This is a genomic window from Neorhizobium sp. R1-B, from assembly GCF_004368875.1.
GTDB lineage: Bacteria > Pseudomonadota > Alphaproteobacteria > Rhizobiales > Rhizobiaceae > Neorhizobium > Neorhizobium huautlense.
In genome coordinates this window covers 146,957-173,186 of record NZ_SOEM01000003.1, presented here as the reverse complement: position 1 = coordinate 173,186, position 26,230 = coordinate 146,957, and the positions used below count along the sequence as shown (strand labels likewise).

25 protein-coding genes and 1 pseudogene are annotated in these 26,230 nt (G+C 61.3%); 12 read left to right on the top strand and 14 right to left on the bottom strand.

Features of this window, described 5'->3' with window-relative positions:
- Positions 1 to 49: 49 nt before the first annotated feature.
- Positions 50 to 1,231 carry an extensin family protein gene (locus EDE05_RS05825; protein WP_165924110.1) on the bottom strand — a complete coding sequence of 394 codons (1,182 nt, stop codon included), beginning with the start codon at positions 1,229 to 1,231 and terminating at the stop codon, positions 50 to 52.
- 277 nt (positions 1,232 to 1,508) lie between these two features.
- Here EDE05_RS05825 and EDE05_RS05820 point away from each other — a divergent pair, with 277 nt between their 5' ends.
- The 4 genes from EDE05_RS05820 (at position 1,509) to queF (ending at position 5,820) form a co-directional block, all read left to right on the top strand.
- The gene (locus EDE05_RS05820; RefSeq protein WP_132409103.1) at positions 1,509 to 3,698 is read left to right on the top strand and encodes an anthranilate synthase; all 2,190 of its coding nucleotides are present in this window, start codon (positions 1,509 to 1,511) and stop codon (positions 3,696 to 3,698) included.
- Entirely contained in the window at positions 3,691 to 4,200 is a 510-nt protein-coding gene (locus tag EDE05_RS05815) for a GNAT family N-acetyltransferase (protein WP_134100574.1), read from the top strand. Before EDE05_RS05820 ends, EDE05_RS05815 begins: the two co-directional genes overlap by 8 nt.
- Before the next feature lie 238 nt (positions 4,201 to 4,438).
- The gene (locus EDE05_RS05810) at positions 4,439 to 5,359 is read left to right on the top strand and encodes a cation diffusion facilitator family transporter (protein WP_132409101.1); all 921 of its coding nucleotides are present in this window, start codon (positions 4,439 to 4,441) and stop codon (positions 5,357 to 5,359) included.
- Positions 5,356 to 5,820 (top strand): preQ(1) synthase, encoded by a 465-nt coding sequence (queF, locus tag EDE05_RS05805; protein WP_105370328.1) that lies wholly within the window; start codon positions 5,356 to 5,358, stop codon positions 5,818 to 5,820. The genes EDE05_RS05810 and queF overlap by 4 nt, the downstream gene beginning before the upstream one ends.
- Before the next feature lie 88 nt (positions 5,821 to 5,908).
- Here queF and EDE05_RS05800 read toward each other — a convergent pair whose 3' ends face one another.
- Both EDE05_RS05800 and EDE05_RS05795 read right to left on the bottom strand, forming a co-directional pair.
- Positions 5,909 to 6,721 carry a DUF2076 domain-containing protein gene (locus EDE05_RS05800; protein ID WP_112800894.1) on the bottom strand — a complete coding sequence of 271 codons (813 nt, stop codon included), beginning with the start codon at positions 6,719 to 6,721 and terminating at the stop codon, positions 5,909 to 5,911.
- Positions 6,722 to 6,812: 91 nt separating this feature from the next.
- Positions 6,813 to 7,385, bottom strand: a complete 573-nt coding sequence (locus tag EDE05_RS05795) for a HupE/UreJ family protein (protein ID WP_134100571.1) — start codon at positions 7,383 to 7,385, stop codon at positions 6,813 to 6,815.
- 210 nt (positions 7,386 to 7,595) lie between these two features.
- On the opposite strand from EDE05_RS05795, the gene EDE05_RS05790 reads away from it, so the two are divergent.
- Positions 7,596 to 8,183 carry an ATP-dependent Clp protease proteolytic subunit gene (locus EDE05_RS05790; protein ID WP_105370325.1) on the top strand — a complete coding sequence of 196 codons (588 nt, stop codon included), beginning with the start codon at positions 7,596 to 7,598 and terminating at the stop codon, positions 8,181 to 8,183.
- A gap of 80 nt (positions 8,184 to 8,263) precedes the next feature.
- Here the strand turns inward: EDE05_RS05790 and EDE05_RS05785 are convergent, their stop codons facing one another.
- Positions 8,264 to 8,863 (bottom strand): hypothetical protein, encoded by a 600-nt coding sequence (locus EDE05_RS05785; protein ID WP_112800897.1) that lies wholly within the window; start codon positions 8,861 to 8,863, stop codon positions 8,264 to 8,266.
- Positions 8,864 to 9,001: 138 nt separating this feature from the next.
- Between EDE05_RS05785 and EDE05_RS05780 the strand changes: the two genes are divergently transcribed.
- Entirely contained in the window at positions 9,002 to 9,658 is a 657-nt protein-coding gene (locus EDE05_RS05780; protein ID WP_132409097.1) for a TetR/AcrR family transcriptional regulator, read from the top strand.
- Here EDE05_RS05780 and EDE05_RS05775 read toward each other — a convergent pair.
- The 4 genes and pseudogenes from EDE05_RS05775 to EDE05_RS05765 all read right to left on the bottom strand — a co-directional run bounded on the left by EDE05_RS05775 (position 9,615) and on the right by EDE05_RS05765 (position 14,517).
- Positions 9,615 to 10,418 (bottom strand): ATP-binding protein, encoded by an 804-nt coding sequence (locus tag EDE05_RS05775; protein WP_245505076.1) that lies wholly within the window; start codon positions 10,416 to 10,418, stop codon positions 9,615 to 9,617. The genes EDE05_RS05780 and EDE05_RS05775 overlap by 44 nt on opposite strands.
- An 80-nt stretch (positions 10,419 to 10,498) precedes the next feature.
- Positions 10,499 to 10,660, bottom strand: a pseudogene (locus EDE05_RS27155) (MerR family transcriptional regulator); the annotation flags it as partial.
- 130 nt (positions 10,661 to 10,790) lie between these two features.
- A complete protein-coding gene (locus EDE05_RS05770; RefSeq protein ID WP_132409095.1) occupies positions 10,791 to 13,487 on the bottom strand; it encodes an EAL domain-containing protein in 2,697 nt (898 codons plus the stop codon).
- A gap of 82 nt (positions 13,488 to 13,569) precedes the next feature.
- A complete protein-coding gene (locus tag EDE05_RS05765; RefSeq protein ID WP_132409093.1) occupies positions 13,570 to 14,517 on the bottom strand; it encodes a diguanylate cyclase in 948 nt (315 codons plus the stop codon).
- Positions 14,518 to 14,800: 283 nt separating this feature from the next.
- Between EDE05_RS05765 and EDE05_RS05760 the strand changes: the two genes are divergently transcribed.
- From EDE05_RS05760 to EDE05_RS05750, 3 genes are all read left to right on the top strand, one after another.
- Positions 14,801 to 15,985, top strand: a complete 1,185-nt coding sequence (locus tag EDE05_RS05760; RefSeq protein WP_132409091.1) for a benzoate/H(+) symporter BenE family transporter — start codon at positions 14,801 to 14,803, stop codon at positions 15,983 to 15,985.
- 325 nt (positions 15,986 to 16,310) lie between these two features.
- Positions 16,311 to 18,029, top strand: a complete 1,719-nt coding sequence (gene leuA / locus EDE05_RS05755; protein ID WP_132409089.1) for a 2-isopropylmalate synthase — start codon at positions 16,311 to 16,313, stop codon at positions 18,027 to 18,029.
- 1 nt (position 18,030) lies between these two features.
- Positions 18,031 to 18,807 (top strand): alpha/beta fold hydrolase, encoded by a 777-nt coding sequence (locus EDE05_RS05750; protein ID WP_132409087.1) that lies wholly within the window; start codon positions 18,031 to 18,033, stop codon positions 18,805 to 18,807.
- Here the strand turns inward: EDE05_RS05750 and EDE05_RS05745 are convergent.
- The 3 genes from EDE05_RS05745 to EDE05_RS05735 form a co-directional block, all read right to left on the bottom strand.
- Complete coding sequence (locus EDE05_RS05745) at positions 18,804 to 19,652, bottom strand: anti-sigma factor (protein WP_132409085.1); 849 nt, start codon at positions 19,650 to 19,652, stop codon at positions 18,804 to 18,806. The genes EDE05_RS05750 and EDE05_RS05745 overlap by 4 nt on opposite strands.
- Before the next feature lie 2 nt (positions 19,653 to 19,654).
- Complete coding sequence (locus EDE05_RS05740; protein ID WP_105370317.1) at positions 19,655 to 20,134, bottom strand: sigma factor; 480 nt, start codon at positions 20,132 to 20,134, stop codon at positions 19,655 to 19,657.
- Between the two features lie 104 nt (positions 20,135 to 20,238).
- Positions 20,239 to 21,192, bottom strand: coding sequence for a metallophosphoesterase (locus EDE05_RS05735; RefSeq protein ID WP_132409323.1), 954 nt, complete (start codon positions 21,190 to 21,192; stop codon positions 20,239 to 20,241).
- Between the two features lie 65 nt (positions 21,193 to 21,257).
- Between EDE05_RS05735 and EDE05_RS05730 the strand changes: the two genes are divergently transcribed.
- Entirely contained in the window at positions 21,258 to 21,746 is a 489-nt protein-coding gene (locus EDE05_RS05730; protein WP_132409083.1) for an NUDIX domain-containing protein, read from the top strand.
- A 432-nt stretch (positions 21,747 to 22,178) separates the two neighbouring features.
- Here the strand turns inward: EDE05_RS05730 and EDE05_RS05725 are convergent, their stop codons facing one another.
- Complete coding sequence (locus EDE05_RS05725; protein ID WP_132409081.1) at positions 22,179 to 23,168, bottom strand: glutathione S-transferase family protein; 990 nt, start codon at positions 23,166 to 23,168, stop codon at positions 22,179 to 22,181.
- Positions 23,169 to 23,445: 277 nt separating this feature from the next.
- Here EDE05_RS05725 and EDE05_RS05720 point away from each other — a divergent pair, with 277 nt between their 5' ends.
- The gene (locus EDE05_RS05720; protein ID WP_132409321.1) at positions 23,446 to 23,946 is read left to right on the top strand and encodes an N-acetyltransferase; all 501 of its coding nucleotides are present in this window, start codon (positions 23,446 to 23,448) and stop codon (positions 23,944 to 23,946) included.
- Between the two features lie 77 nt (positions 23,947 to 24,023).
- Positions 24,024 to 25,337, top strand: a complete 1,314-nt coding sequence (locus EDE05_RS05715; RefSeq protein WP_132409079.1) for an MFS transporter — start codon at positions 24,024 to 24,026, stop codon at positions 25,335 to 25,337.
- A gap of 12 nt (positions 25,338 to 25,349) precedes the next feature.
- Here the strand turns inward: EDE05_RS05715 and EDE05_RS05710 are convergent, their stop codons facing one another.
- On the bottom strand, positions 25,350 to 25,769 hold the full coding sequence (locus tag EDE05_RS05710) for a GNAT family N-acetyltransferase (RefSeq protein ID WP_132409077.1): 420 nt from the start codon (positions 25,767 to 25,769) through the stop codon (positions 25,350 to 25,352).
- Between the two features lie 44 nt (positions 25,770 to 25,813).
- Positions 25,814 to 26,230, bottom strand: coding sequence for a GNAT family N-acetyltransferase (locus EDE05_RS05705; RefSeq protein WP_112800913.1), 417 nt, complete (start codon positions 26,228 to 26,230; stop codon positions 25,814 to 25,816).

Sequence of the window (26,230 nt, the reverse complement as noted above, 5' to 3'; positions counted from 1 at the left end):
CTGCCCCGGATGGCTGATAAAAAGCTGTGGCGCGACAGGCTGCAGACGGCTACCGACAATACCGATACCCGTTCTCCCGCTCCATCACGTCGAGATGCAGGTGGTTTTGGTGGGCGGCGTCACTGCCTGGCGACAGGACGGTGGTGAAATGTAGGCAGGCGCCGGCGGTGGCGGTGCGCTGGAAGGCGCCTTCGAGCGTCGAATCCTCTTCGCGCGGCTTCATTTCCATCATCTCGCCGTTGTCGAGCCTGAAGGCGGCGACGTCGATACCGTTGCCGCGGGCGTGTTCGGATATCTTACCGGTCGAGGCGCCGTTTCTCAACCGGCAGGCATAGGTGGAGCCGGGCACGATGCCGGTGATCTTTCGTCCCGGCATGGCGATGTTCATAGCCGGCTGGACGGTATCCTTTAGCCAGTGCGCCATGGTGACCGCTGTCTTGCAGCGCATGACCGAACCGCCGAGCTCGACGCCCGGCAAGACTTCCGCGACCTTGATCGGTTGTTCGATGCCGCAACCCTTGCCGTCGTCGATAGGGGTGGCGGGTTCGAATTTCGTGCCAAGCGCGGAGAGTTCGGCAAGGCAGACTTTCAGCTCCTCCGGATTTTCCTTGATGAGCGGCGGGGGCGGGGGAGGTGGCGGCGTCTCGGCCTTGTCCTCCTCCTCTTCCTTGCCATCAGGATTGGCCTCGTCCGGTTTTTCCGCGTTTTTCTCGTCCGGCGTCGCAGGCGCGATGTCGTCAGGTTTTGCGAGGGGCTTTGGGACTTCGGCTTCGTATGGAGGTTTGGTGGCGGTGCCGGGCTGCTCGACGAGAGGCGGTTCCGCCACGGGCGTGGTGGCCGGCGGGCTGTCTGGGCCTTGGCTTGTCTGGTTCTGCGCCGCGGGTGGCGGTGTTTCCGAAGCGGGCGGTTTGCTGGGGGCGCCGTCGGCCTGTTGAGGTCCGTCGGGCGGGCTCCCGGCTTGCGTTGTTGCGTCTGGGGCGGGCTTCGGAATCGGCACGGGGACGCTGGCCAGTGCCGGGGGGTTCGGGATCGTGTTGCGTCCGCGCGACGAAGACCCCCGGCGTTGATTCGAGGATGCACGTTTGGGCCTGCCGTCCTGCAAGAGGCGATCGAGGAAGCTCACTTCCTGCACATCGGCAGGCTGCGACCGCGGTATTGGTCGATCGAGCGGCAATCCGGCGCCTATGATCAGGGGCAGGCCTGCCAGAACTGCGATCCACGAATACTTCATGCCTTGTCCCTCTTGAATCCCCGGGGGATGATAAACGTCGATCCTCCGGTTTTGGTCGCATTGCTGGCGCAAGAAATTCGCTTGCGCACAACCGCGACCCACGGTAACAATTCCGTCCATGACGATTTTGATGAACATCGGCAACTGGTGGTGGGCACGCTTCGCGCGGCCTTGACCAGTCATGTCCATCGACAAGACGCAAAGCCGCCCGAGTACCGAGGCGGCTTTTTTATTGGCCGCTTGAGGGGTCGGGCAATACGATCGGAGAGGCAGGAAAATGGTGACGATCATTCGGGATGACGGTTCGGAGGTCTACGAGACCAAGGGGGGGATCGCGGTCAGCCGGCAGCGGCGGGCGGCAGAATATGCCAATGCGATCTCGAGCTATGTCGACAAGCTCGACGAGCGGCGCGGCGCGGTCTTCTCCTCCAACTATGAATATCCCGGCCGTTATACTCGTTGGGATACGGCGATCGTCGATCCGCCGCTCGGCATCTCCTCCCATGGCCGCAAGGTGTGGATCGAGGCCTATAACGGTCGTGGCGAGGTGCTTCTTGGTTTTGTCGCGGAGAAACTGAAGACGGTTTCCGACCTGACGCTCGGGCAACAGACCGCCCGCCGGCTGGACCTCACCGTCAACGAGCCGAACCGTATCTTCACGGAGGAAGAGCGCTCGAAGATGCCGACGGTGTTTACCGTGCTTCGTGCTGTTGTCGATCTCTTCTATTCCGAAGCGGATGCGGCGATCGGCCTGTTCGGCGCTTTCGGTTACGATCTCGCCTTCCAGTTCGACGCCATCAAGCTTTCCATGCAGCGGCCCGAAGACCAGCGCGACATGGTGCTCTTCCTCCCCGACGAGATCCTTGTCGTGGATCACTATTCGGCCAAGGCCTGGATCGATCGCTATGACTTTTCCAAGGACAGTGTGACCACCGAGGGCAAGTCGGGGGAGATTGCGCCTGAACCCTTCCAGCGAACGACGGCAATGCCGCCGAAGGGCGATCACAAGCCGGGCGAATATGCCGAACTGGTAACCAAGGCGAAGGAGAGCTTCCGCCGCGGCGACCTTTTCGAGGTCGTGCCGGGTCAGAAATTCATGGAGCGCTGCGACTCGAAGCCGTCGGAGATTTCCAATCGGCTGAAGGCGATCAACCCGTCGCCTTATTCCTTCTTCATCAATCTCGGCCATCAGGAATATCTGATCGGCGCCTCGCCGGAAATGTTCGTCCGCGTGTCCGGCCGGCGTATCGAAACCTGCCCGATCTCGGGCACGATCAAACGCGGCGAAGATCCGATCGCCGACAGCGAGCAGATCCTGAAGCTCCTGAATTCCAAGAAGGACGAATCTGAGCTCACCATGTGCTCGGATGTCGACCGCAACGACAAGTCGCGCGTTTGCGAGCCGGGGTCGGTGAAGGTGATCGGCCGCCGGCAGATCGAGATGTATTCGCGGCTGATCCACACAGTCGACCATATCGAAGGCCGTCTTCGGCCGGACATGGACGCATTCGACGGCTTCCTCAGCCACGCCTGGGCGGTGACGGTCACCGGGGCACCGAAACTCTGGGCGATGCGGTTTATCGAGAACCATGAGAAGAGCCCGCGCGCCTGGTATGGTGGCGCGATCGGCATGGTCGGATTTAATGGCGACATGAATACCGGCCTGACGCTCAGGACGATCCGCGTGAAGGACGGCATTGCAGAAGTAAGAGCGGGAGCCACTCTTTTGAATGACAGCGATCCCCATGAGGAAGAGGCCGAGACGGAATTGAAAGCATCGGCCATGCTCGCCGCGATCCGCGATGCGCGCGCCGGCAATACGGCCAAGGTCGGCCGCGACGTGGCGCGGGTGGGGCAGGGTGTGAAAATCCTGCTGGTCGACCACGAGGACAGCTTCGTCCACACGCTCGCCAACTATTTCCGCCAGACGGGAGCGGAAGTCTCGACCGTGCGCACCCCGGTACCGGAAGAAGTGTTCGACCGCTTCGATCCGGATCTCGTGGTGCTCTCGCCCGGGCCTGGCAACCCGAAGGACTTCGACTGCAAGGCGACGATCAAGACGGCGCGGGCGAAGAACCTGCCAATCTTCGGCGTCTGCCTCGGCCTGCAGGCGCTTGCCGAAGCCTATGGCGGCGAACTCAGGCATCTGGCGCTTCCGATGCACGGCAAGCCGTCGCGCATCCGCGTGCTGGAGCCCGGCATCGTCTTTTCCGGCCTGGCGCGCGAGGTGACGGTCGGCCGCTACCACTCGATCTTCGCCGATCCGAAGACGCTCGATCCGAATTTTATGATCACCGCCGAAAGCGAAGACGGCACGATCATGGGCATCGAGCATGTGAAGGAGCCGATCGCCGCCGTGCAGTTCCATCCGGAATCGATCATGACACTCGGCGGCGATGCCGGCATGCGGATGATCGAGAACGTGGTGGCGCATCTTTCGCGCAAGCGCGAGACCAAGGCTGCGTGAGGTGACGGAAACCCTCGCGATTGAACGCATCCGTGAGGACCATATCGAGAGCTTTCACGAGGCTCTCGATACCGTATCCCGCGAGCGCAAGTACCTGACCTTCCTGGAGGCGCCGCCGCTTGAAGCGACGCGTGCCTTCGTGCAGGACATGATTAAAGGCGGTCATCCGCAAGTCGTCGCCATGGTGGACGGCAAAGTGGTCGGCTGGTGCGACATTCGCCGCAATGCCCGGGAGACGCATGCCCATTGCGGAGCGCTCGGCATGGGCATCATCCCCGGCTATCGCGACAAGGGGCTCGGCAGGCGGCTGATCACGGCGGCGCTGGATCTTGCGCGGGGGAGCGGCCTCCATCGTGTCGAACTGCACGTGCATGCGGACAATCCGCGCGCCATCGCACTTTACGAAAAAGTGGGTTTCGTGCGGGAGGGCGTGGCCCGCGATGCGGTGAAGATCGATGGGCGGTTTATCGACGCGATCCAGATGGCAGTGATTTTCGGATAAGGGTCAGGCGCTGACCGAGGTGCGGGTATGAATTAGGTATCATCGAGTGATACTCCGCGTGACGCTGCCATGAGAGTACATTCCGTCCGGCTGCTGCGATGTCTCCTTTGACAAAGCCCTCCACCTGAGTCATACACCCCGCCAATCGAAACCGCCGAGCGATAATGTCGCGCCGGCGGTTTCGGCGTTTTGGGGCTCGGCTCCTGCAAATCATTCGCATGCGCATGAGGAAACGACGATGGTGGCGGTCAAGGTTGATCCGGTGGTGGAGCGGCTTGCCTTCTGGGGCATTCCGATCTCCTTCGGTGTCATGGGGCTGAAAATGCTCGCCTGGTGGGTGACCGGATCGGTGGCGCTGCTGTCGGACGGGCTGGAATCGACCGTGAATGTCGTTGCAGCCTTCATCGCCTATTTCGTCATTCGCTACGCTCGACGGCCGGCGGACCAGGACCATCAGTTCGGACACTACAAGGCGGAGTATCTCTCGGCTGTCGTCGAGGGCGTGCTGATCGTCGTTGCGGCGCTTTTGATCATCCAGGAGGCATGGGGAGCGCTTTTTGAACCGAGACTGCCGGATGCCCCGGTGCTCGGCCTGGCGATCAACGGACTAGCCGGCGTCATCAATGCCGGCTGGGCGACCATTCTGATACGGACCGGCAAGTCGCATCGCTCACCGGCATTGGCCGCGGACGGCCATCACATCATGTCGGATGTGGTGACCTCGGCCGGCGTCTTCATCGGCCTTATCCTCGCCGTCTGGACGGGTTACGCGATCCTGGATCCGCTGCTCGCCATCGTCGTCGCCGTCAACATCCTCTGGCAGGGCTACAAGGTGATTTCCAATTCGCTCGGCGGTCTGATGGACCGGGCGCTTGAGCCGGACGAAGAGGCGGCGGTGCGCGAGGCGATCACCACGCATTCGGAAGGCGCGCTCGGCGTGCACGACCTGAAATCCCGGCGCGCAGGGGCGGCCGCTTTCATCGATTTCCACCTGGTCGTGACGGCCGGAATGAGTGTCGGTGAGGCTCATCACATCTGCGACCGCTTGGAAGATGCGATCAAAGCGATTATTCCGGGCGCCACATTGGCGATCCATGTGGAGCCCGAAGACGAGCGCCCCCATGGACAGAAAGTAGAAATTGAAGGAACAGTGAAATGACGATGACGGATGTAAGCGGGCTTTCCCAGCTCGGAGCCAATGTCAGCACCCCTCAAAGCCCGGAGGCTGCGGTCCTGGAAAAAGTGCCGAACGGCAACCAAGGCACGGACTACGTGGTGCGGTTCACGGCGCCGGAATTCACGTCGCTCTGCCCGATGACCGGGCAGCCGGATTTCGCCCATATCGTCATCGACTATATTCCGGACGGCTTTCTGGTCGAGTCGAAGTCGCTCAAATTGTTCCTGCATTCCTTCCGCAACCATGGCGCTTTCCACGAGGATTGCTCGATCTATATTGCCCGGCGGATCGTCGACCTCCTGCAGCCGAAATGGCTGCGGATAGGGGCTTATTGGTACCCCCGCGGCGGCATTCCGATCGACGTCTTTTGGCAGACCGGCGAGGCGCCGGCCGGTGTCTGGCTGCCGGAACAGGGCGTCCCGACCTATCGCGGGCGCGGGTGAGGAACGAGCCGGCGAAGCCGGCAATCGATCCAGTGGATCGATTGCAGCGACGAGCGCGCCGGGATTTGGCGCCGGAAATTCGCCTCGCTCACACGTCCATCGAGCTGTCGTCGGTGCCGAAGTCGCTGTTGTCGAAGTCCGGCTGGTCATCGGCAAAGTCGTCGTTGCCGTAATCAGCCTGCTGAAGCGCATCGTTCGAATTGTCGGCCGCTCCGGCCGCACCACGGTTGTCCGAAGCCTCGCGGATCGCGTCGTCGCCGAAGTAGTTGTTGACGGTGGTTTCCTCCGTCGGAGCATTGCCGAAGGGATTGGTGCCTTCCGAGGGCGAGCCCCATCCGAGCGACGACATATGATGGCCGAAGATTCCGGACAATGAATTGGCAAGCAGCATGCCGCCCGCCACACCCGCAGCCGTGCCGAGAGCTCCCCGCAGAAAGCTGCCGCCGGCCGATGGCGCAGAGGCTTGCTGCGCCCATGGACCGGGGAAAGCAGACTGGGATGATGCGGCCCGATAGCCATCGTCACCCTCGCGGTTTGTGCGGTAGGTCTGGCGAGGGGCCGCGTTCCATGGGCCGGATGAGGAAGCCGGAGCGGGTTGCTGCGGCTGGCTCGATCCGAAAATGGAGCTGAGGAAGCCGCCGCCCTGCTCGGCGCGATGGTGTTCGCTTTCGCCCGCCTCCAGCTGGCGGACCCGTTCTTCAAGTTCCCTGATCCGATTGGCCGCCGCTTCCAGACCCTTTTCCTGAACCACCACCGCCTGGGCCAGATAGTAAGTGGCATAGGGCTGTTCGCGGCTCGCCTGTTCGATGAAGATCTCGGCCTCGCGATCCCTCGGGGTGGAGGACGCGGTTCGAACGCGGTCGAACAGGGAGGTCAGGATCTGGCGTTCTTCCGGGGACATGATCTTACTCCTTGCGAGCAAATAGTTCTCACAAGGAGTTAGGTTCGGTTTGGGGCGTTTAAAGCCGACGCTTTCTTAATTCTCTGTAACTTTAGCCAAAGGCCAGCGACAGGCCGACAAGCGCGGTCGCGGCGCCGGCGACGCGCGTCAATGCCGGGGCGAAGCGGGAAATGCCGTGGCCGAGCTCGATACCGGCGGCGTGAAGCGCTGCGGTTGCAACAGCAAATCCAGAGCCGAACTGCAACGCTCCAGCCGAGCCAAGCTCGCCGCCATGGGCAAAACCGTGGAAGAGCGCGAAGACGGCAACGACGGCCGCAGACACCGATGCGGGGACTTTCACGGCCATCGATACCAGAAGGCCGAGGCAGATCACCGAGGCGAGGATCGCCGGCTCGACGAAGGGCAGGGCAAGCCCGGTCAGGGATGCGCCAAAGCCCAGCGCCATGGTGCCGACGAATGCTGCGGGCACCGTCCAAAGAGCCTTGCCGCCGATCTGTGCGGCCCAGAGGCCAACAGCCACCATGGCGAGGATGTGATCGAGACCAAAAAACGGGTGCGACACGCCGGCCAAAAACGAACCGTGCTCCGTCGGGTCAAGATGGGCGAAGGCCGGGGCGGAAAAAGCCGCAAGAATAGCGGTGGCGAGTAAAAGGCGTTTCAGCATTCGGGTCCCCTCGAAATCGTGATCGTGTGAAATGAGATCGAAGGATAGGCAAGCGGCGGCGCACTGTCCATTGTCAATCGCGGATCGGGCGGAATGCAGCCTACGTCATTCACCTTAGTCCGTGGAAGGTTGCTTCTTAGACTTCGTCTCCATTGTTTTACGGCCGCGAACGCATTATGTCCCGTATCAGAATCCATCCAGGAGACCGTAATGAACGACGAAGACGACAACGAAGACAAGACGAAGGAACTGCCGCTCGGCAAGGAAACGGAGGCGAATCTTTTCAAGTCGCGTTCGATCTTCATCTACGGGCCGATCACACAGGAATTGGCGCAGAAGGTCTGCACCCAGCTCGTGGCGCTCTCCGCGGCCAGCGACGAGGACATTCGGATCTACGTGAATTCGCCCGGCGGGCACGTCGAGTCCGGCGACTCGGTCCACGACATGATCAAGTTCATCAAGCCGAAGGTCTGGATGATCGGCACAGGCTGGGTGGCCTCAGCTGGCGCCCTGATCTATGTCGCCGCTCCCAAGGAGCGCCGCATCGCTCTGCCGAACACCCGTTTCCTGTTGCACCAACCGTCCGGCGGGACGCGCGGCATGGCTTCCGACATCGAAATCCAGGCTCGCGAAATCATCAAGATGAACGAGCGGCTGATCAAGATCTTCTCCAAGGCTACCGGTCAGCCGGAAGAGAAGATCGCCAAGGATATCGATCGCGACTACTGGCTCGGTGCCGAAGAGGCCGTCGCTTATGGCCTGGTTTCCAAAATCGTCACCTCTCAGAGCGAAATCTGAGCGGTCGAACCCAAAGCAAAGCCCCGCCAGCAGAAGCCGGCGGGGCTTTTTCTTATCCGGCTTTGCCGCGAGTGCCGGTGCTAGCCCGCAACGCCGATCCGGCGCGCCTTGAAATAGGCGAGCAGTCTGACAGACAGTGCCGCGGCGATGAGCACCATGGCGGGAAGATAAGCGGTGTCCATGACGGCCCGTTTTCCGAAGGTGAAGACGAAGGAAATCCAGATATACCAGGCGCCGAAACCGTGCACGCCGTGCCAGAGCCTGTCGCCCATCGCCGCAACAATCCGATCGAACGAACTTGCGGCCATGGCGGCGATGAAGAGATAGGCGAGGCTTCCGGTCAGGATCGTGACGGGGTTGGTCAATTTCCAGAACAGGTCCGGATCGACCGATGCCAGGAGCAGGATCGCCCCGAGATGCACGAAATGCGAGAGGGCGAAGGAAAGTCCGAGGTAACGCCGATTGCGGCGCTGCCAGATGGTGTATGCCCCCGGCACCAGCTTCACCCATGCCGAGGCCGTGAAGGCCATGAGGAAGAGGATGAGGGAGAGGCGTGCGGTCCACCGGATGACCATCCGCGCGCCCTCGGTGGTGGCGGTCGTCGATCCGGCGGCAACAGCCAGCAGAAGGAATAATACACATGCGACGGATGCGACCAGTCGCCAGCCATTCAATGCCATGTCGGCAGCCTCCCAAGGTTTAAACATGTAAGCAGTGATTACATGCCTTGAGCCAGTGAGCAAGGGATATAATCAGTGATTACAAAAAAGTGATGCCGTGCTAAGGTTGCGTGATCACGATACAGTTTGAAGAGAAACATGCCGAACACCAAAGACGCCAAGGTCCCCCGAGGGACCTATCACCACGGAAATCTGGTCGAAGCGTTGGTGGCGGCGGCTATCGCGATCGTGGAGGAAAAGGGCGTCGACAATCTCTCGGTGCGTGAGGTCGCGAAAAATGCCGGCGTTTCGCCGGGCGCTCCTTTTCGTCACTTCAGCAGCAAAGCCGCCTTGCTGACGGCGGTGGCCGAGCAGGCGATCCAACGCCTGGCCGGTTCGGTCGGGCAGGCGCTGTCGGTGCTTGCGCAGGACGATCCCATGGAACAGCTTCGGGCGATGGGCATGGGTTACATCGATTGGGCCCGGCTGAACCCGACACATTTCCAGATCGTCAGTTCGCGTACGCTGATCGACTTCCACGGCTCGGAAACTCTGGTGGCAGTGAACGAGGCATTGCGGCTACAGCTTGCGGACATCATTCGGCGGGCCAAGGACGAGGGGCGGATGAAAGCGTCGCTCGACGTCGAGGACGTCATGCTTTCGGCCCGCGCCCTCGTCTACGGATTGGCGCGGATGTATATCGACGGGCATTTCCCGGAATGGAAGGTTTCCCGGCCACCGGAGGATGCGATGCGCCGGGCGCTCGATCTGTTCATTGAGGGGCTTCGTGCATCGCCGCCGGGCGCCAGGCGATGAGGCCTTCGGTACGGGCGCGCACCTCGGGAGGGGCAAGACAGGTGGCGACCGCTTCGTAACCTGGAGCGCCCGGATAGGGAGCGACTCTCCTCGGCGGGCTGTGGTTGGCTGGGCAGAGCAGAATCGCCTCGTCCGGTCCAACGAGCGCGAGGTCGAGGATCGCGGAGGAGCGGGTCAGCATGAAGAGTGGCCTTTGGGCAGGTGTTCGATAGCGCAGGTAGGCAATCAACGCTTCCTGCGTGGCCCGGTCGAGGCCCTGTTCGATCATGTCTATGACCAGGACGCGTGGGCCCTCTGCTTCCAATGCGGCGAGAAGAACGGTGAGGTCGGGGGAGGGCGTAGCCCCATCCTCGGCGAGCCAGGCGAGCACCAGATCGACGCGAGCTCTCAATTCCTCATCGGCGGAAAGCTGGCGGTTTAGTTCCGAAGCATCGTCACCGGCCCGGTCTAGATCGAGAAAAAGCGCGCCGGGCAGGCGTTTCGCAATCTCCCTGGCGAGCCGCGTCTTGCCGCTGCCGAGCGGTCCGATGATGTAGTTGAGACGCCTGATGTCGCGCAGTTCGAACCGTTCACCACCCCAAGGCCAGGGAAGGTCGAAGCTCACGACGGGATCACCGGCCGGCTGCGCCAGCCGTATCAGGCTCTCGGTTCCCGGCGGACGACCATCCGCCAGCTCCGCGCGCAGGGTCCGGACCCGCTCGATTGTCTCCGTGACGCGGCGCGCCTCGAGCTTAAGCCTCGCATGATGCGCGGCAAGCACAGGCTCAAGATCCTGCGGTTGCCCTTCAGGACCCGGGCTATCTGCGCAAGACTGAGGCCCAGCGCCCTCAGGGCTGCGATCTCGGCGATGCGGGTCATCTGGACAGGGCCATAGGTGCGCCATCCGGCGGCGGTGCGGACGGGCGTGACAAGCCCACGCTGTTCATAAAGACGGAGCGCCTTCTGGGATATCCCAAGCCGTTCGGAGGCTTCGGAGGGGCTCAGATAGTGTGCGGACGTCATCAAGAATCACCTCGCCGGTTGTTGGCCGCAGCTTTTATCGGAGCGGACCCAGGGGCCAGGTCAATAGGTATCGGCAGGCGAGGACGACGGTTTTATCCGCATCCAGTACATCCCGCGGCCGGCACCGGGTTTAAGCCGACCGAACCAGGGCGGGAGGGAACGATGCGGGCCGGTCGCTCTGCCAGTTTTGCGCGAAGGCGATAAAGTCCGCCGACGACATCGGTTTTGCGAATGCGTATCCCTGGAGGATCTGACAACCGAGGCTGCGCAGTATTTCGATATGAGCCGGGGTCTCGACCCCTTCTGCGACGATCTCGATGCCTTGAGAGCGGCCGATCTCGATAATCGATGCGACGAGCTGCCGCTGGGAGCCGGATTCCAGCGGGGCGATGAGCTTGCGGTCGATCTTCAACCTCTTCGGGCCGAGTTCGAGCAGGCTGACGATAGAAGCATGGCCGGTTCCGAAATCGTCGATTTCGATGTCTATTCCGAGAGCTTTCAAATTGAGGATGGCGGCCTTCAGTTCCTTGTCCTGATCCTCGAACGAAATCGATTCCAGAAGCTCGAAGGAGAGCGTTCCGGGGGTGAATGACAGTTCCGTCACCCGCTTGAAGAGCCGCTCGTCCTTCAGTCTCTGGGCGGAGATATTGACCGACAGATGCGGAACGTCGATCCCGAGGGTTCGCCACCAGGTCGTCTGGAAGAGCGCCCGATCGAGAATGGTCGCGTCCATGTCGGCCGCCTTGTGCAGATTTTCGGCGATGTGGAGGAATTTATCGGGCGTCAGCAGGCCCCGGGTCGGATGCTGCCAGCGGGCGAGCGCCTCGACGCCGACGATTGCCAGCGAATGTGCGTCGAACTGGGGCTGGAAGTAGGGAATGATCTGGTCCTGCTCCAGCGCGCTCAGGAACTCGTCGGACAGCCGCTTTGTCAGCACGGCGGCGGCGCGCAGCTTTTCGGAGAACAGTTCGACCCGGTTGCGGCCGAGCTTCTTGGCCTCATAGAGCGCGATATCGGCGTTGATCAACAACTGGCCAAGCTCTTCACCAGCCCTCGTCTGGCACGCGATACCCGCGCTGCAGCCGATCCGGCACTGGTGCTCGCCGATATCCATCGGCCTTGAGAGCGCCGTCACGATCGATTGTGCAAGATGGCGGGCCCTTGCGAGCGGCTCGGCTCCGCCGGTAACGACAACGAATTCGTCGCCGCCGATGCGGGAGGCGAATTCGTCGTGCCCGATAAGATCGAGGAGGCGGGCCGTGGCCTCCTTGAGAACGGCATCGCCTGCCGCATGGCCGAAGGTATCGTTGACCTCCTTGAAGCGATCGAGGTCTATATGGATGAAGGCGAGCTTGTGATCATCCTGGCTCGCAGTTTCCTCGGCGGCCATGAACTGGTCGAGGAACCGGCGGTTGGGCAGGCCGGTCAGCGCATCGTGCAGAGACTGGTGCTCGAGCGTCCGCCTCGCAGACCGCAATTCGGCGTTCTGCCGCTCCGCCCGAGCCTTTGCTTCCCGCAGTTCGGCGTTCATTGTCACGTCCGTGGTGACGTCCCAGTTGGCGCCAACGACCCGCTTGATCCCGCTTGCTGCAACATATGTGGCACCGTGAGCGCGGATATGACGGATCTTTCCGTCACGCGACACCACGCGGAATTCCAGGCCGTGGCTTGTATCCTCGTGGATCGACTTGGCGAGCTGTTCGTTTACGGCCTGGACATCATCGGGATGGATCGCCTCCCGCCAGTCCCGATGTTCGCAAGTCTCTTTGTCCTGCGGCACGTCATAAAGCTCGCGCATGCGCCGATCCCAAATGAGCGCTTTGGACGATGGCTCGTATTCCCAAACACCGACGCCGGATGCTTCGAGGGCCAATTCCAGCCGCTGCGACAGGGTTTCGAGCTGCTCCTCGCGCTGTTGCAGAGTGAGCGTGTTGCGATGGCGCTGTTTCATCAGCAGGCCCGCCCAGATCAGCGGCCCGGCGATGCAAAGCGCGACCAGAAAGGCCGTGATGCGAAAACTGACGATATCCGGCGGCGAACCTTGCCACCCTTCTTTCGGTACAGCGGCAAGATACCAGGTATCGTGTCCGAGCTCGAACCGCGCCTTGACCGGTTCTTGCGAAAATACTTCGCGATTGCCAAGGAAAACATCTTCGTTGCCCGGCACGGGACGCTTTGCGATCGCTATGTCGAGGCTCTGGCGAGGCGTGTTGACGTTGCTGTCGGTATAAAGCCTTTGGAGGTCGATAACCGCCGAAATGACGCCCCAGAAGCGGCCATTAGAAAGCGAAAAGACGGGGTATCGGGCGATCAGTCCCTGTCCGCCCTGAACGAGGTTCACCGGGCCGGTGATGACCAGGGCCCGTCTTTCGATGGCCCTCATCACCGATCCCCTCTGCTGCTCATTGGTTCGGTAATCGAGGCCGATCGCTTTTTTGTTCGCGTGTTCCGGATAGACGAATTTGACGACGAGATCGGGCGCCGCCGCGATGTTTCGAAGCTGGGAGGGAACCCCGAAGATGCGCTCGGACAAGGCCGAAAACTGCGGCTGGGTCATGTTCGGGTTTGCAGCGACGGCTGCGATCAATCCATAGATCAGGTTGACGTTGCCGCGGACATTGGTTTCCAGGCTCGATGCGACCCGCGCGAGCTGCTCTGCCGCCTTGACCTGTTGCGCTACGCGAAATTGTTCATGCTTCTCGATATCTGCCCGAACCACCCCGATCACCACGGCTGCGGCAGCCACCAGGGCGGGAAGGAAATAGCCAAGCCCGTAGAAATGCGGCCTTAGCCATTTCGATTTCGAGGCGAGCGACAGTGGGATCATGCGGATTTCCGAAGAGGGTAAAGACTGTTGCTCATAAACTCTTGATTGCCATGGGGATCGGGTCGAGCACCGGCGTCCGACGTCAGGTGGAGTTGATCCGGTTCCTGCCGGTGCGCTTGGATCGATAAAGGCCGTCGTCAGCCCGCTTGAGAGCCTCGTCGGAAGATGCATCAAGCGCGGAAAAATCGCTCAAGCCGCCGCTGATCGTCACGTTGTGTCCGACTGCACGTTGAAGATTCGACGCAACCTGCTGCCGCAGCTTATTGGCGATGATAATGCCATGCTGCTTGCGGGTAGCAGGCATCACGATCACGAATTCATCCCCGCCGAGACGCGCCACGAAATCCGTCTTTCGCAATTCCTGGCGACAGACATTGGCAGTCACCTGCAGAACCATATCGCCCACCGCATGGCCCAGCTGATCGTTGACCGTTTTGAAATTGTCGATGTCGAACATCAGTATCGAGGTGGGGATGTGCTCATCGCGGAAGAGTTCGAATTTCAGCTGAAGGACGTCCAGCAGTTTTCTGCGATTGAAAAGCCCGGTCAGCGCATCGGTTTCGCTTTGATGACGCAGCTGGTTCTCGATCGCGTTCTTTTCGGTGATGTTGCTTGCCACCCATACGACCGCGTCCTCGTCGTCCACCTGGAAGTCCAGAGCCTGGACGCGTCCTTCGAACCAGATCGGATGGTCCGGTCCAGCGGAGTCCATTCCCAAGACATCGCGGGCGGAAAGGCTGTATTCGACGATGTGCAGGGAGCGCGAAGACAGCGCCTTGTCGATCTCGCGGACAAACCGACTGGCCTTTTCGAAGCTCAGGACGTCATAAACATTCTTGCCGACGAGCCCGCTGCCGTCATGGTAATGACGGGTATCCTTGCCGCCGAACAAAGCGGCATAACGACCGCTGCGCGTCAGAATGAAACAGGGGTCCGGCATGGCCGAGAGGATGAAGTAGAGCTGTTCGCGCGAAAAGAGAGAGTGAGTTCCGACGTCAATCTCTGCAAGGCGACCTGGCAATGCCGTCATGGATGGTCTCTAAGCTTCTCTCGTTGGCCCGTTTCTCCAATGGAGCGCGGTAGGAGGACATACCTCGACAAGGCTACAGCCAAGTTCCTTCGAAAGTATCAACGCATGCGAATATTCGCACAAACGACTGGACGGCCTGGATCGCGGCCGCAGGGCGCTCCGGGTGCGTGAACGGCCTTCCCGAGGTTTGTTCACCGCCGTACCTTTTTGCCGCCAACAGACCTTGCTTCGGCGGTGGCAGTGATGCTCCATGCCGGCTTTCGAGCTCACGAGTCCCGCCCGCATGCTCAAGGATTTTTCCATCTCCGCCCTGATGATGGGCCTGCTGACTGCATTTGTCGGCTTCATCAGTTCGTTCGCCGTCATCATGCAGGGGCTGCAGGCCATGGGCGCCAGCGCACCGGAGATCGCCTCGGCGCTGCTTGCGCAATCGGTGGCGATGGGCGTGCTGGCGGTCGTCTTCTCCTCCTGGTTCCGCATGCCGATCAGTATCGCCTGGTCGACTCCTGGCGCCGCGCTCCTGTCCGGCATCAGCGCGATCGAGGGCGGCTTTCCCGCCGTCGTCGGAGCGTTTGTGGTGTGTGGCGCGCTGATCATCCTTTCGGGCCTGTTCCGTCCGCTCGGCCGTGCGATCCGGATGATCCCGGCGCCGCTCGCCAATGCGATGCTTGCCGGCATTCTGCTGAGCTTGTGCCTGGCGCCGGTAAAAGCCGTCGCATTCAATCCGGCGCTCGGCCTGCCGATCGTCCTGACCTGGATGGTGGTGGTTTCCCGCTGGCGGCTCTGGGCCGTGCCGGCCGCGCTTGGCGCGCTCGTACTGGTATTGATCTTCGGGGTCGAATTGCCGCCGGACGTCTTTACCCAGATCGGCGCCGCCATCCATCCGGATCTGACCTTCATCAATCCCGTCTTTACCTGGAACGGCATCGTATCCGTGGGGATACCGCTCTTTATCGTCACCATGGCGTCCCAGAATATTCCGGGCATCGCGATCCTCAAGGTGCACCATTACGAGCCGCCGCCGGGCGTGCTCTTTGCCGGGACTGGCATATTTTCGATCCTCGGTGGATTGGTCGGCGGCGTGCCGGTCAACATGGCCGCGATCACGGCGGCCATGTGCGCCAGCGAGGATGCCCATCCCGATCCGAACAAGCGCTATTGGGCAGCGATCGTGGGCGGTTTCGGCTATATCGGCCTGGGTTTGGTTGCCGGAGGAATCATAGCTTTCGTATCGCTGGCGCCGCCGATCCTGCTGCAGGCCGTGGCGGGGTTGGGGCTGGTCGCGGCTTTTTCGAGCGCCGCTTTCGCCGCCTACAAGGAGCCCGACACGCGCGAGGCTGCGGCAATCACCTTTCTCGTCACCGCTTCCGGCACATCGTTTGCCGGTATATCCGGGGCTTTCTGGGGCCTGGTTGCAGGCGGCGTGATGTTGGGTTTGCGGCATTTCCTGCATACATCGAAAAGATGAGCAGGGACTTGCCTCGCTTTTCGGCTGCGGTTATACATCCGGGCATGACCATGACAGGCGCAATCATGTCCCACCGTTTGCCGACCCGCCGCACCGCGGCCGGGGCGACGGTTTTTGCGCTTTTCTCGCTTCTTAGCCTCGACCTTACGCGCGGTTGCCGGGTCCGTTGAGGAGCGCCCGGCGGCCGAAAGCCTGCCGGCGCAAGAGCTCCTCTCACGAACATTCAAGACATCGGCCACAATAGACCCTAAGGGTCCGCATCGCTGACGGCTTTTCCCGGAACGGGCGCCACAGCAACGCGTGAAGCGAGAAGAGAGTTCAAACCATGGACGCCAAGACCCACACCGTAAAACAGGGCATGCCGGAGGCAGCCGTGAAATACCGGCCTTATCCGGCGATCAATATTCCCGATCGGACCTGGCCTTCCAAGACGATTTCCAAGGCGCCGATCTGGTGTTCCGTCGACCTGCGCGACGGCAACCAGTCGCTGGTCAACCCGATGGGTCACGACCGCAAGGCGCGCATGTTCAAGCTGTTGCTGGACATGGGCTTCAAGGAGATCGAAATCGGATTTCCATCCGCATCCCAGACGGATTTCGATTTTGCACGCTGGTGCGTGGAAGAGGGCGGCGTGCCTGAAGACGTTTCGCTGCAGGTGCTTGTTCAGTGCCGCCCGGAGCTGATCACCCGCACCTTCGAGGCTTTGGAGGGCGCACACAAGCCGATCATCCATTTCTACAATTCGACCTCGGAACTGCAGCGGCGCGTGGTATTCGGCAAGGATGTCGCCGGCATCAAGCAGATCGCGGTCGATGCGGCGAAGATGATCACGGAAATGGCGGAAAAGGCAGGCGGCGGTTATCGCTTCGAATATTCTCCGGAAAGCTTCACCGGCACCGAACTGGAGGTCGCGCTCGAAATTTCGAATGCCATCATCGACATCATCAAGCCGACCGCGGACAACAAGCTGATCCTGAACCTGCCGTCCACTGTCGAGATGGCGACACCGAACATATATGCCGACCAGATCGAATGGATGTGCCGCAATATCGACAACCGCGAGAACGTCATCGTTTCGCTGCATCCCCACAACGATCGAGGCACGGGTATCGCCGCAACCGAGCTCGCTCTGATGGCCGGTGCCGACCGGGTGGAAGGCACGCTGTTCGGCAATGGTGAGCGCACCGGCAATGTAGATATCGTCACCCTGGCGCTCAACATGTACACGCAGGGCGTGGACCCGGAGCTGGACTGCTCCGACATCGAGCGGATCAAGGCTGTCTACGAATATTCCAACGAGATGAAGATCCCCGAACGGCACCCTTACGTCGGTGAACTGGTCTATACCGCGTTCTCCGGCTCGCATCAGGATGCGATCAACAAGGGCATGAAGGCGATCAAGGTGGCGAACCACCCCGTCTGGGAGGTGCCTTATCTGCCGATCGACCCACGGGATGTCGGCCGCTCCTATGAGGCGATCATCCGCATCAACTCGCAGTCCGGCAAGGGGGGCATCGCCTATATCCTGCAGGAAGACTACGGCCTCAATCTGCCGCGCAATCTCCAGGTCGAATTCCGGGAGGACATCCAGCGCATTACCGACGAAGAGGGCGTGGAACTTCCCTCGAGACGCATCTACGAGCGTTTTATCGAGCGCTATGTGGAACAGCCGGACGCTCGACTGAAATTCGTCGACCATCACACCTATCCAGCCGGCAGCGACCACAAGGGCGTGCGCGTCGTGGCCGCCGAGATCACGGACGGCGGCGAGGTGAAGCGCATCGAGGGCAAGGGCACCGGGCCGATCGACGGCTTCATCCATGCGCTGTCGACCTATCTCGGGATCGAGCTGTCGGTCGCGGATTACTCCGAACATTCGCTGCAGCACGGCTCCAACGCTTCTGCGATCGCCTATGTGGAAATGGAGCATCCGGGCGGAAAACTGTTCGGCGCCGGCATCAACAAGAACATCGTCGCGGCCTCGCTCGAAGCGATCGTATCAGCGGCGAACAGGGTACTGGAAGAGCGGGCGACAAAGGCCTGACATGAGCCTCCACGCCGAACTTTATGGTGAGCTGCATCGGGCAGCTCCCATCGTGCTTCTGCATGGGTTCGGCGGAACAGCCGCCGCCTGGACCGCCGTCGCCAAGACACTGGCGGCGGAACTGCCGGTCATCGCCTATGATTTGCCGGGACATGGCAGGTCGCTGTCCGTGGAGCCGGCCGGCGGCGCGGGATGGATGGCGAAAGCCATAGTTGCCGATCTTCACCAGCGCGATGTTGAGAAGTTCCACCTTGCCGGCCATTCCATGGGCGGCGCGGTGGCGGCGCTCATCGCATTGCGAACTCCGGAACAGGTCGCGAGCCTGACGCTTTTCGCACCGGGCGGCTTCGGCCGGGGGATCAATGGAGAAGCGTTGAGATGCTATGCCTCTGCCGGGAATAGGGAGGAGATGCGGGCCGCGCTTCTGATGATGAGCGGCCGACAACATCCTGTAAGCGACGCCGAGGTGGAAAGCACGCTGGAGCGGCGGCGCCTTTCCGGTGCGCGCGAGGCTTTGAAGCGGATTCTCGGTACCATCCTGGTCGATGCCGGAGGCCGTGAGCAAGGGATGCTACCGGTCGAAGATCTGGGACGGCTGGCAATGCCAGTGCGTGTTCTATGGGGCGAGGGAGACGGTATTCTTCCCGTTACGCAGGCCGACGGCTTACCCTCGAATGTCGCTGTTCACCGCTTGCCGGAGGCCGGTCATATGCTGATCGACGAATGTCCGGAGGCGGTCGTCCGCGTCATTCGGCTCGGTATTTCTCACGCGGTCTAGATCAGCCCCGCAGCCTTTGCGGCGATATCGTCCAGATCCGCGGCGGAAGAGGGGCCTATGACCATGTAGGTCGCAAGCGGGGTCACCCAGGTGACGATTCCCGTTTCGTTGCGGATTTCCTCGAGCGAGCGATTGCCCTCGGGCCGCGTCTTGGTGAAGGTGATGGCGATCACGTCGCCGTCCGCATCGCCATCGACGCGCCGGTAAAAAAGCTGCCCGGCCGGAGTGCCGCCGGCGGAAAACATGCGCGCTCCCTGAAAGACGAGGCCGCTGCCTTGAAGATCCGGAATGCGGAAGCTTATTCCGGTATTGGTCGTCAGCCATTCTAGGATGTCGGCGGCTCTTTCGGCGGGGATTTCCGTCAGATGATTGGTCTGGCGGGCATAAAGCCGATACTGGGCGATGATATCGTCCAGCCAATCGCGCGCGGCCTGCGCCGGCGCCGCAATGGCGACACGTCCCTGGGGCGCTGCCGGGCGGCTGCCAAGCATATAGCCGATTGCGCCGCCAAGCACGAATAGGGAGAGGCAGGCAATGAAGGTCCGCACGCCAGATGGTTTGAGCGAAAAGCCGGAGCGCGGAGCCTGCGGCAGCCGGACGGCACGGCGCGGCAACGGTGCGTGCTTGATGGAGCGGACCAGATCGAGCGGAACGGGTTCCTTCAGCATATCGTCGAACGCCCGTCGGCCGATTTCCGAGCCGTGCCGCAGCGCGTCGTGCAATGCGCGGACCTGAGGATCGTTCACCAGCAGTTCTTCGACATCGTGCCAGTCGCCGTCGCCCGTCTGTGCGTCGACATAGGCGGAGAGCCGCAATTCGAGCGGTGACGGCTGCGACGCGTTCACCGTCACGCCCTCCGCTCGGTTGTCACGGCGTTGAGCGATGAAAGACCAAGGCGGGCGGCACAGAGGCGGGCCGCAAGCTGATCTGCCGGAATACCCAGGATGGTGGCGGCTTCCTGACAGGTGAAGCCTTCCACATCGGTAAGCAGGAAAGCGGAGGCAAGCCCTTCCGGCATCGAGAGTACGGCACTCGCCGTCTTCTTCCTTTCGGGCGCCGAGCCGGCGTCGGTTCCGGCGGGTTCAGCCTTTCGGCGCTTCCTCGCTTCGTCCGACCAGATCGTCCGCATGATGCTGAATAGCCAGTTCTCGAGCCGTCCCTCTCCCTTCCAGTGGTGGCTTTTTTGAATCGCCCGCATGGCAGCGCCACGAACCAGCTGGTCGGCATCCGACGCATCGCCCGTGAGCGTCATCGCAAAACGACGCAGGCGTGGGAGGAGGGCGACGAGATCGCGCCGGATGTCGGTCGATGGGCTCGGTTGGCTCATAGGCAGAGAGCGGCTTTGCTATGGTTGATAATGTCGGTGATGACTTAGTCTGATACTAGCTATGACGGGAATGTGGCGATTCCGCAACAATCGCGACATTGATTCTACAACATTCTCGCGGCTTCCGGGATCGAAATGGTCGGCGGCATCTCGCCGTAGAGGAGCCGGCTGATATCGAGACCCACTCCGTCTCCATTCTCGGTGAGACTGTAGCGCTCGCAGAGGAGGTTCCAGGCGCCGGGTTCCCCGGAAAGGGTGAACAGGTTGTAGGCGGCCCGCGGTTTGTGCCCGCCCGGCCCCTGCGACGCAGAGGCTATGCCGAGGACGGGAACCTGACCGTGGTGACTTCTCAGCCAATAAAGCGTGTTGAGATGGGTGTGCCCGTGCAGCACCAGTTCGGCGCCGCCGGTCGAGATCGCGGCGGCAAAACGGCGGATGCCGATCATTCTCTTGTGCGAGGATGCCGCGCCATGAATCGGGGGGTGATGGATCAGCACGATGCGGAACAGACCCTCTTCGCCGGCCTTCTTCAGCAGGTTTACGGTTTCGCGCGCCTGCCTGGGACTGTAATAGCCGGAAGCCGAGAAAGGCGGGGTCGCATTGGATGTCGAGCAGCCGATGACCGCGATCGGCCCGCGGCGCCGATAGGTGGGGAAGATGTGGTCGTGCTCCGGCCAGATTTCCGGGTCGTCATCGCTGGCGATGAAGGGATACCATGCCGCCACCGACTTATCATGGGCGCCGGGGACATAGGCATCGTGATTGCCCGGCACGACCGTCGTTTCCAGAGGATCCCCGATGGTCTGCAGCCATTCGGCAGCCAGTCGGATCTCGATGCCGGTCGCAAGATTGACGAGATCACCGGTCACGACCAGATGATCCGGCTCGCGCGTCTTCAAATCGCTCAAAAGCAGGTCAAGCGTGTTGACGAAAAGATGCTTGCGGCGATTCCGGTGCCAATTGACAAAGCCGGTGATACGCTTCGAAAAGAGTTCGCGAAGCGTCAGTTTCGGAAGCGGGCCTAAATGGATGTCGGAAATATGCGCGAATTTGAACATGCCGCAGACATAACGCATAAGCCCGCAAATCGTTATCGATTTTCTGACGGCTCCCGGAGTTATGAATGAGCAATGACGGCATCCCGGAGGTCCGAGGTTTTCGAACAAGGATGATGGTCTGGCTGTTGCACCAGTTCTTCATCATGAGACGGGGCATGACGCTTGGCGTGCGCGCAGCCTGCTTCGATGCGGAAGGGCGCATCTTCCTGGTTCGCCATACCTATGTTCCCGGCTGGTACATGCCGGGCGGAGGCATGGAACGGCACGAGACTGCCCGCGCCGCACTCGCGAAGGAGCTGAGGGAAGAGGGCAATCTGGAAATCCTCGGAGAACCGGCCCTTTTTCACGTCTACTATAATCGCAATGCCAGCAAGCGGGATCACGTCCTCTTCTACCAGGTGACCGTCGATCAGATGGCACCGAGGGCTCCCAACAGGGAGATTGCGGAGAGCGGATTTTTCGCGTTGGATGCCTTGCCCGAGGACACGACGACTGCGACCCGGCGACGGCTCAAGGAACTGTGCGGCGAGGTTGAGAAGTCGGATTTCTGGTGAAGCTTGCCGACCGGTTGATCAGCCGGGAATCATTCCGCCAAAGCTGGTGTGTCCATTTTCCAGGCTCTCGAAACATCCGCCAGCTTCCATAGGCGCCCGCTTTACAATGCCAGCGCTAGGGGAAAATGACCTGTTCAGCCTGATGTATTGGCCCTCAGCCCAGGCGCGAGCGTGTACTTCGTAAAGAAACTCGCGTTCGGCTTCGGCGCCCTGTTCGACAATCCGTACGACCCAGTATTGGTTTCTGGGAAACACCGAAACTGCATTGCACATGGCTGCCTCCCTTCCGTCGGGGGAGAAGCGATTACTGGCGCCCGACCCGTGACCCTTCGTCTCCTTATTCATAGTCCGTTTGGACGCCAAAGTCGATCGAAATATTCTTTTGGATATATCGGCGGCGGTGTGTCGCAGCCGTCGCCGATGCGATGCCGATCATGCTGCGGTCTTCAATTTCTCCCTTCCGTGCGGTCCATCCAGATCGATCACCGGGCCCACGGGCACTATGCCGGTCGGATTGATCGTCCGGTGGCTGCCGTAATAGTGGTTCTTGATGTGCAGGAGATTGCAGGTCTCGGCGATACCCGGATGCTGGTAGAGGTCGCGCAGGTAGCCTGAGAGGTTCGGATAGTCGGCGATGCGGCGAATATTGCATTTGAAGTGGCCGACATAGACCGGATCGAAGCGGAAGAGTGTGGTGAAGAGCCGCCAATCGGCCTCTGTCAGCCGGTCGCCGAAGAGATAGCGGCTGGGGCCGAGGCGCTGTTCCAGCATGTCCAGAGTATCGAAAAGCCGGGCAACGGCCTGCGCATAGGCCTCCTGCTCGGTCGCGAAACCTGCCTTGTAGACGCCGTTGTTGACGGTGTCATAGACGAGCGTGTTCAGCTCATCGATTTCAGCGCGGAGATCTTCCGGATAGAGATCCGCAGCGGAGCCCGTCAGTCCGTCGAAGGCGCTGTTGAACATGCGGATGATTTCCGCGCTTTCGTTGGAGACGATCGTGTTCTGCTTCCTGTCCCAGAGAACCGGTACGGTGACGCGTCCGGTATAGTGCGGATCGGCCTTCAGATAGACCTGATAGAGATAGTCGTAATCGAAGAGGTCGTCGCCGGTCGCACCATCGCGCCTTTTAAACTCCCAGCCGTTCTCCAGCATCAGATAATCGACTACCGAAACAGAAATCAGCTCCTCGAGCTTCTTCAGTTTGCGGAAAATCAGCGTGCGATGCGCCCAGGGACAAGCGTAGGAGACATAGAGGTGGTAGCGCCCGGCCTCCGCCTTGAAACCGCCTATGCCAGACGGGCCGGCGGCGCCATCGGCAGTTACCCAGTTCCGGAATTGCGAAGCAGCCCGCTTGAAATGGCCCTTGCTTTCCTTCGTGTCGTACCAGACGTCCTGCCATTTTCCATCGACAAGCATGCCCATGGCATTCTCCTTGAGGTTATTTCGGCCAATAGATACGGCAGCGGTGACTTTTGGCGAGCCGCGTTTTTGCAAACACTGCGTTTTTCGATTGGACGGAAAGGAATTTTCCTGCTAGTTGGCTTTCCGCAATTTGGGGATATTTGTTTCCATGACTGAGGCACGGGCACTGCGACGACGCTGATCTTAGGGAAAGACGCTCACACGGCGTCATCGAGATCACTTGTCCTGTCCGCTCTTTTTCCACGGCTTCGGTCCTTTCATGTCTCAGCTCGAATTCCTGCACAAGCACGAACTTGTCTATCTCACCGAAGACGCGTCCCATGACGACGTCATCGAACTCATCAATGCGGAAGCTTTCGGGCCGGGCCGTCACACCCGTGCCGCCGCCCGGATCCGGGAGCAGGGGCCGCACGACCGCTCCTTGTCCTTCGTCTGCACCGATGATGGAGAGACGATCGCTTCGGTCCGGATGACCCCGGTTCTTGCCGGGGATGTAAAGGGCCATCTGCTGGGACCTCTCGCCGTGCGGCCGTCGCATAAAAATCGCGGCATCGGCCGCGAGCTGGTGCGGATTGCGATCGAGGCGGCGAAACGGAAGGGATCGGAAGCGGTGATCCTGGTGGGTGATCCGCCCTATTACAGCCCTCTCGGTTTCGAGAAGGTTGCGTATAACGCGCTCCAGTTCCCGGGGCCCGTGGATCCGAACCGGGTCCTCGTCGTACCCATTGCGGAAGACGTGCATACCCGTCTCAAGGGAACGATCGGCTGGCGTCCATAGCCCAAGTCCGCTAATCAACCTTTCCATTGGCCGGCAATGACTGCCGGGATGATTCGTCAACTCCGGGGGACAGGTGCATGACGGCAATCACGATGGACGACGCGCTGGACCGCGCCGGGGCGGGGACCTACCAGCGGCGATTGATGGGGATTTTTGGCCTCGTCTGGGCTGCGGATGCGATGCAGGTGCTGGCGGTCGGCTTCACCGCCGCCTCCATCGCGGCAACCTTCGGCCTGACGGTGCCTCAGGCATTGCAGACGGGCACGGCCTTCTTTTTCGGCATGCTTCTCGGTGCGATGGGTTTCGGCAGACTCGCCGACCGTATCGGCCGCCGCCGGGTGCTGATCGTGACCGTCGCCTGCGACGCTGTGTTCGGCACCCTTTCCATCTTCGCTCCGGACTTCACGATCCTCGTGATATTGCGCTTCCTGACCGGCGCTGCGGTCGGCGGCACACTGCCGGTGGATTATGCGATGATGGCGGAGTTCCTGCCGGCGAAGAACCGCGGGCGCTGGCTGGTGTTCCTCGAAGGGTTCTGGGCCGTCGGTACGCTGGTCGTGGCGCTCGCCGCTTGGGGGGCGAGCCTTGCCGGGGTAGCCGATGCCTGGCGCTATATCTTCGCGGTGACGGCAATTCCGGCTGTTGCGGGTATCGGCCTGCGGTTCCTGGTGCCGGAATCGCCGCTCTATCTCCTGCGTTCCGGCCGGAGTGACGAAGCCAAAGCGATCGTGGAGCGGATGCTCGTCGTCAACGGTCGGCCGCAGCTCGGAGCTGAAACCAGTCTCGTTTCGCCGCCGCCGGTGAAATCGACCGGCATCTTTTCGTCCGGACTGCGCCAGCGCAGCATCATGATCCTGGCGATCTGGTTTCTCGTGTCGGTGTCCTATTACGGCGTCTTCACCTGGATGCCGGCAAGGCTCGCCGGCGAAGGTTTCGGCTTCGTCCGCGGCTACGGTTTCCTGGTGCTCGTGGCGCTGGCGCAGCTTCCGGGTTATGCGCTCGCGGCCTACGGCGTCGAGAAATGGGGCCGCAAGCCGACCCTGATCGGTTTCTGCCTGCTGTCGGCGCTCGGTTGCCTGCTCTTCGTGATTGCCTCGGATGCCAGCCTCATCGCAGCGGCTCTGCTGCTGATGAGCTTTGCGCTGCTCGGCACCTGGGGCGCTCTCTACGCCTATACCCCGGAGCTTTATCCGACGGCGTCGCGTGCAACCGGCATGGGGGCGGCAGGCGCCATGGCCCGTCTCGGCGGCCTGCTCGCGCCGTCGCTGGTCGGTTATGTCGTGGTGCAGGGCCTCGGGCTCACCATCGGCATCTTTGCCGGACTGCTCGTGCTCGCCGCGCTTGCCGGGATCATGATCAATACGGAAACGCGCCAGACGTCGCTGACCTGAGGTGAGGGAAGGTCAAAAACGCTTTTGCAGCCAAGTGACAGAATGGCCTCCCGCAAGGCCGTTCAGGCTGCCGATGTCGACATAACCCTGTTTCCGGTAGACCCTCAAAGCGTCGGGGTTCATCGTATCGATATAGGCGCCGATGCAGCCCCGGGCGCGGGCTTCCGTTTCCGCCAAATCCAGCATGCGGGCGGCAAGGCCCTGGCCGCGCAGTTCATCGGGAACGTAAAGCATTGCCACATAGAGCCAGCCGCGGCCGGTATAGCCTGTCAATCCGCCGATCACCTTGCCTTCGGCGTTGTAGATCGGCACTGCAAGCTCCCGGCGGTCGCTCCTGCCGAACCTTTCGATATTGTAGGCCTTCAGTCGATCGAGGATGATTTCTTCTTCCTCGGGCGTGACCCCCTCGACCAATTTCAGTTCGATATCCATGCCGCCGGCGTCTTTGCGTAAAATTCCGTAAGCGGATGAATAACTCAAAGCGCCTTCTTGAGGAAGGTACGGGTCCGGCCACTCACAAAGCCGGGTAATTCGCCGAATGTCTCATAACCCTGACGCTTATAGGCTTCGAGGGCGACAGGATTGAAGGTGTCGATCCAGGCGCCATGGCAGCCGCGGCGGCGGGCTTCTTCCTCGGCCGTCCGAAGCAGCCGACCGGCCATACCATTGCCGCGCAGCGATTGCGGGATGAACAGCAGCTGGGTGAACAGCCAGCCCCAGGACGTGTAGCCGGAAAGACCGCCGATCACCTTTCTTTCTGGATCCCGGATCAGCACGGCCAGCGTCTGGCGTTCCGCCGCGCCCACTTCGCCTTCGTTGAAGGCGGTCAGCCCGTCCAGGATTACGGCAAGGTCCTCAGGCGAGGGCTCGGACGTCAGTTCAAGATCGGCCAT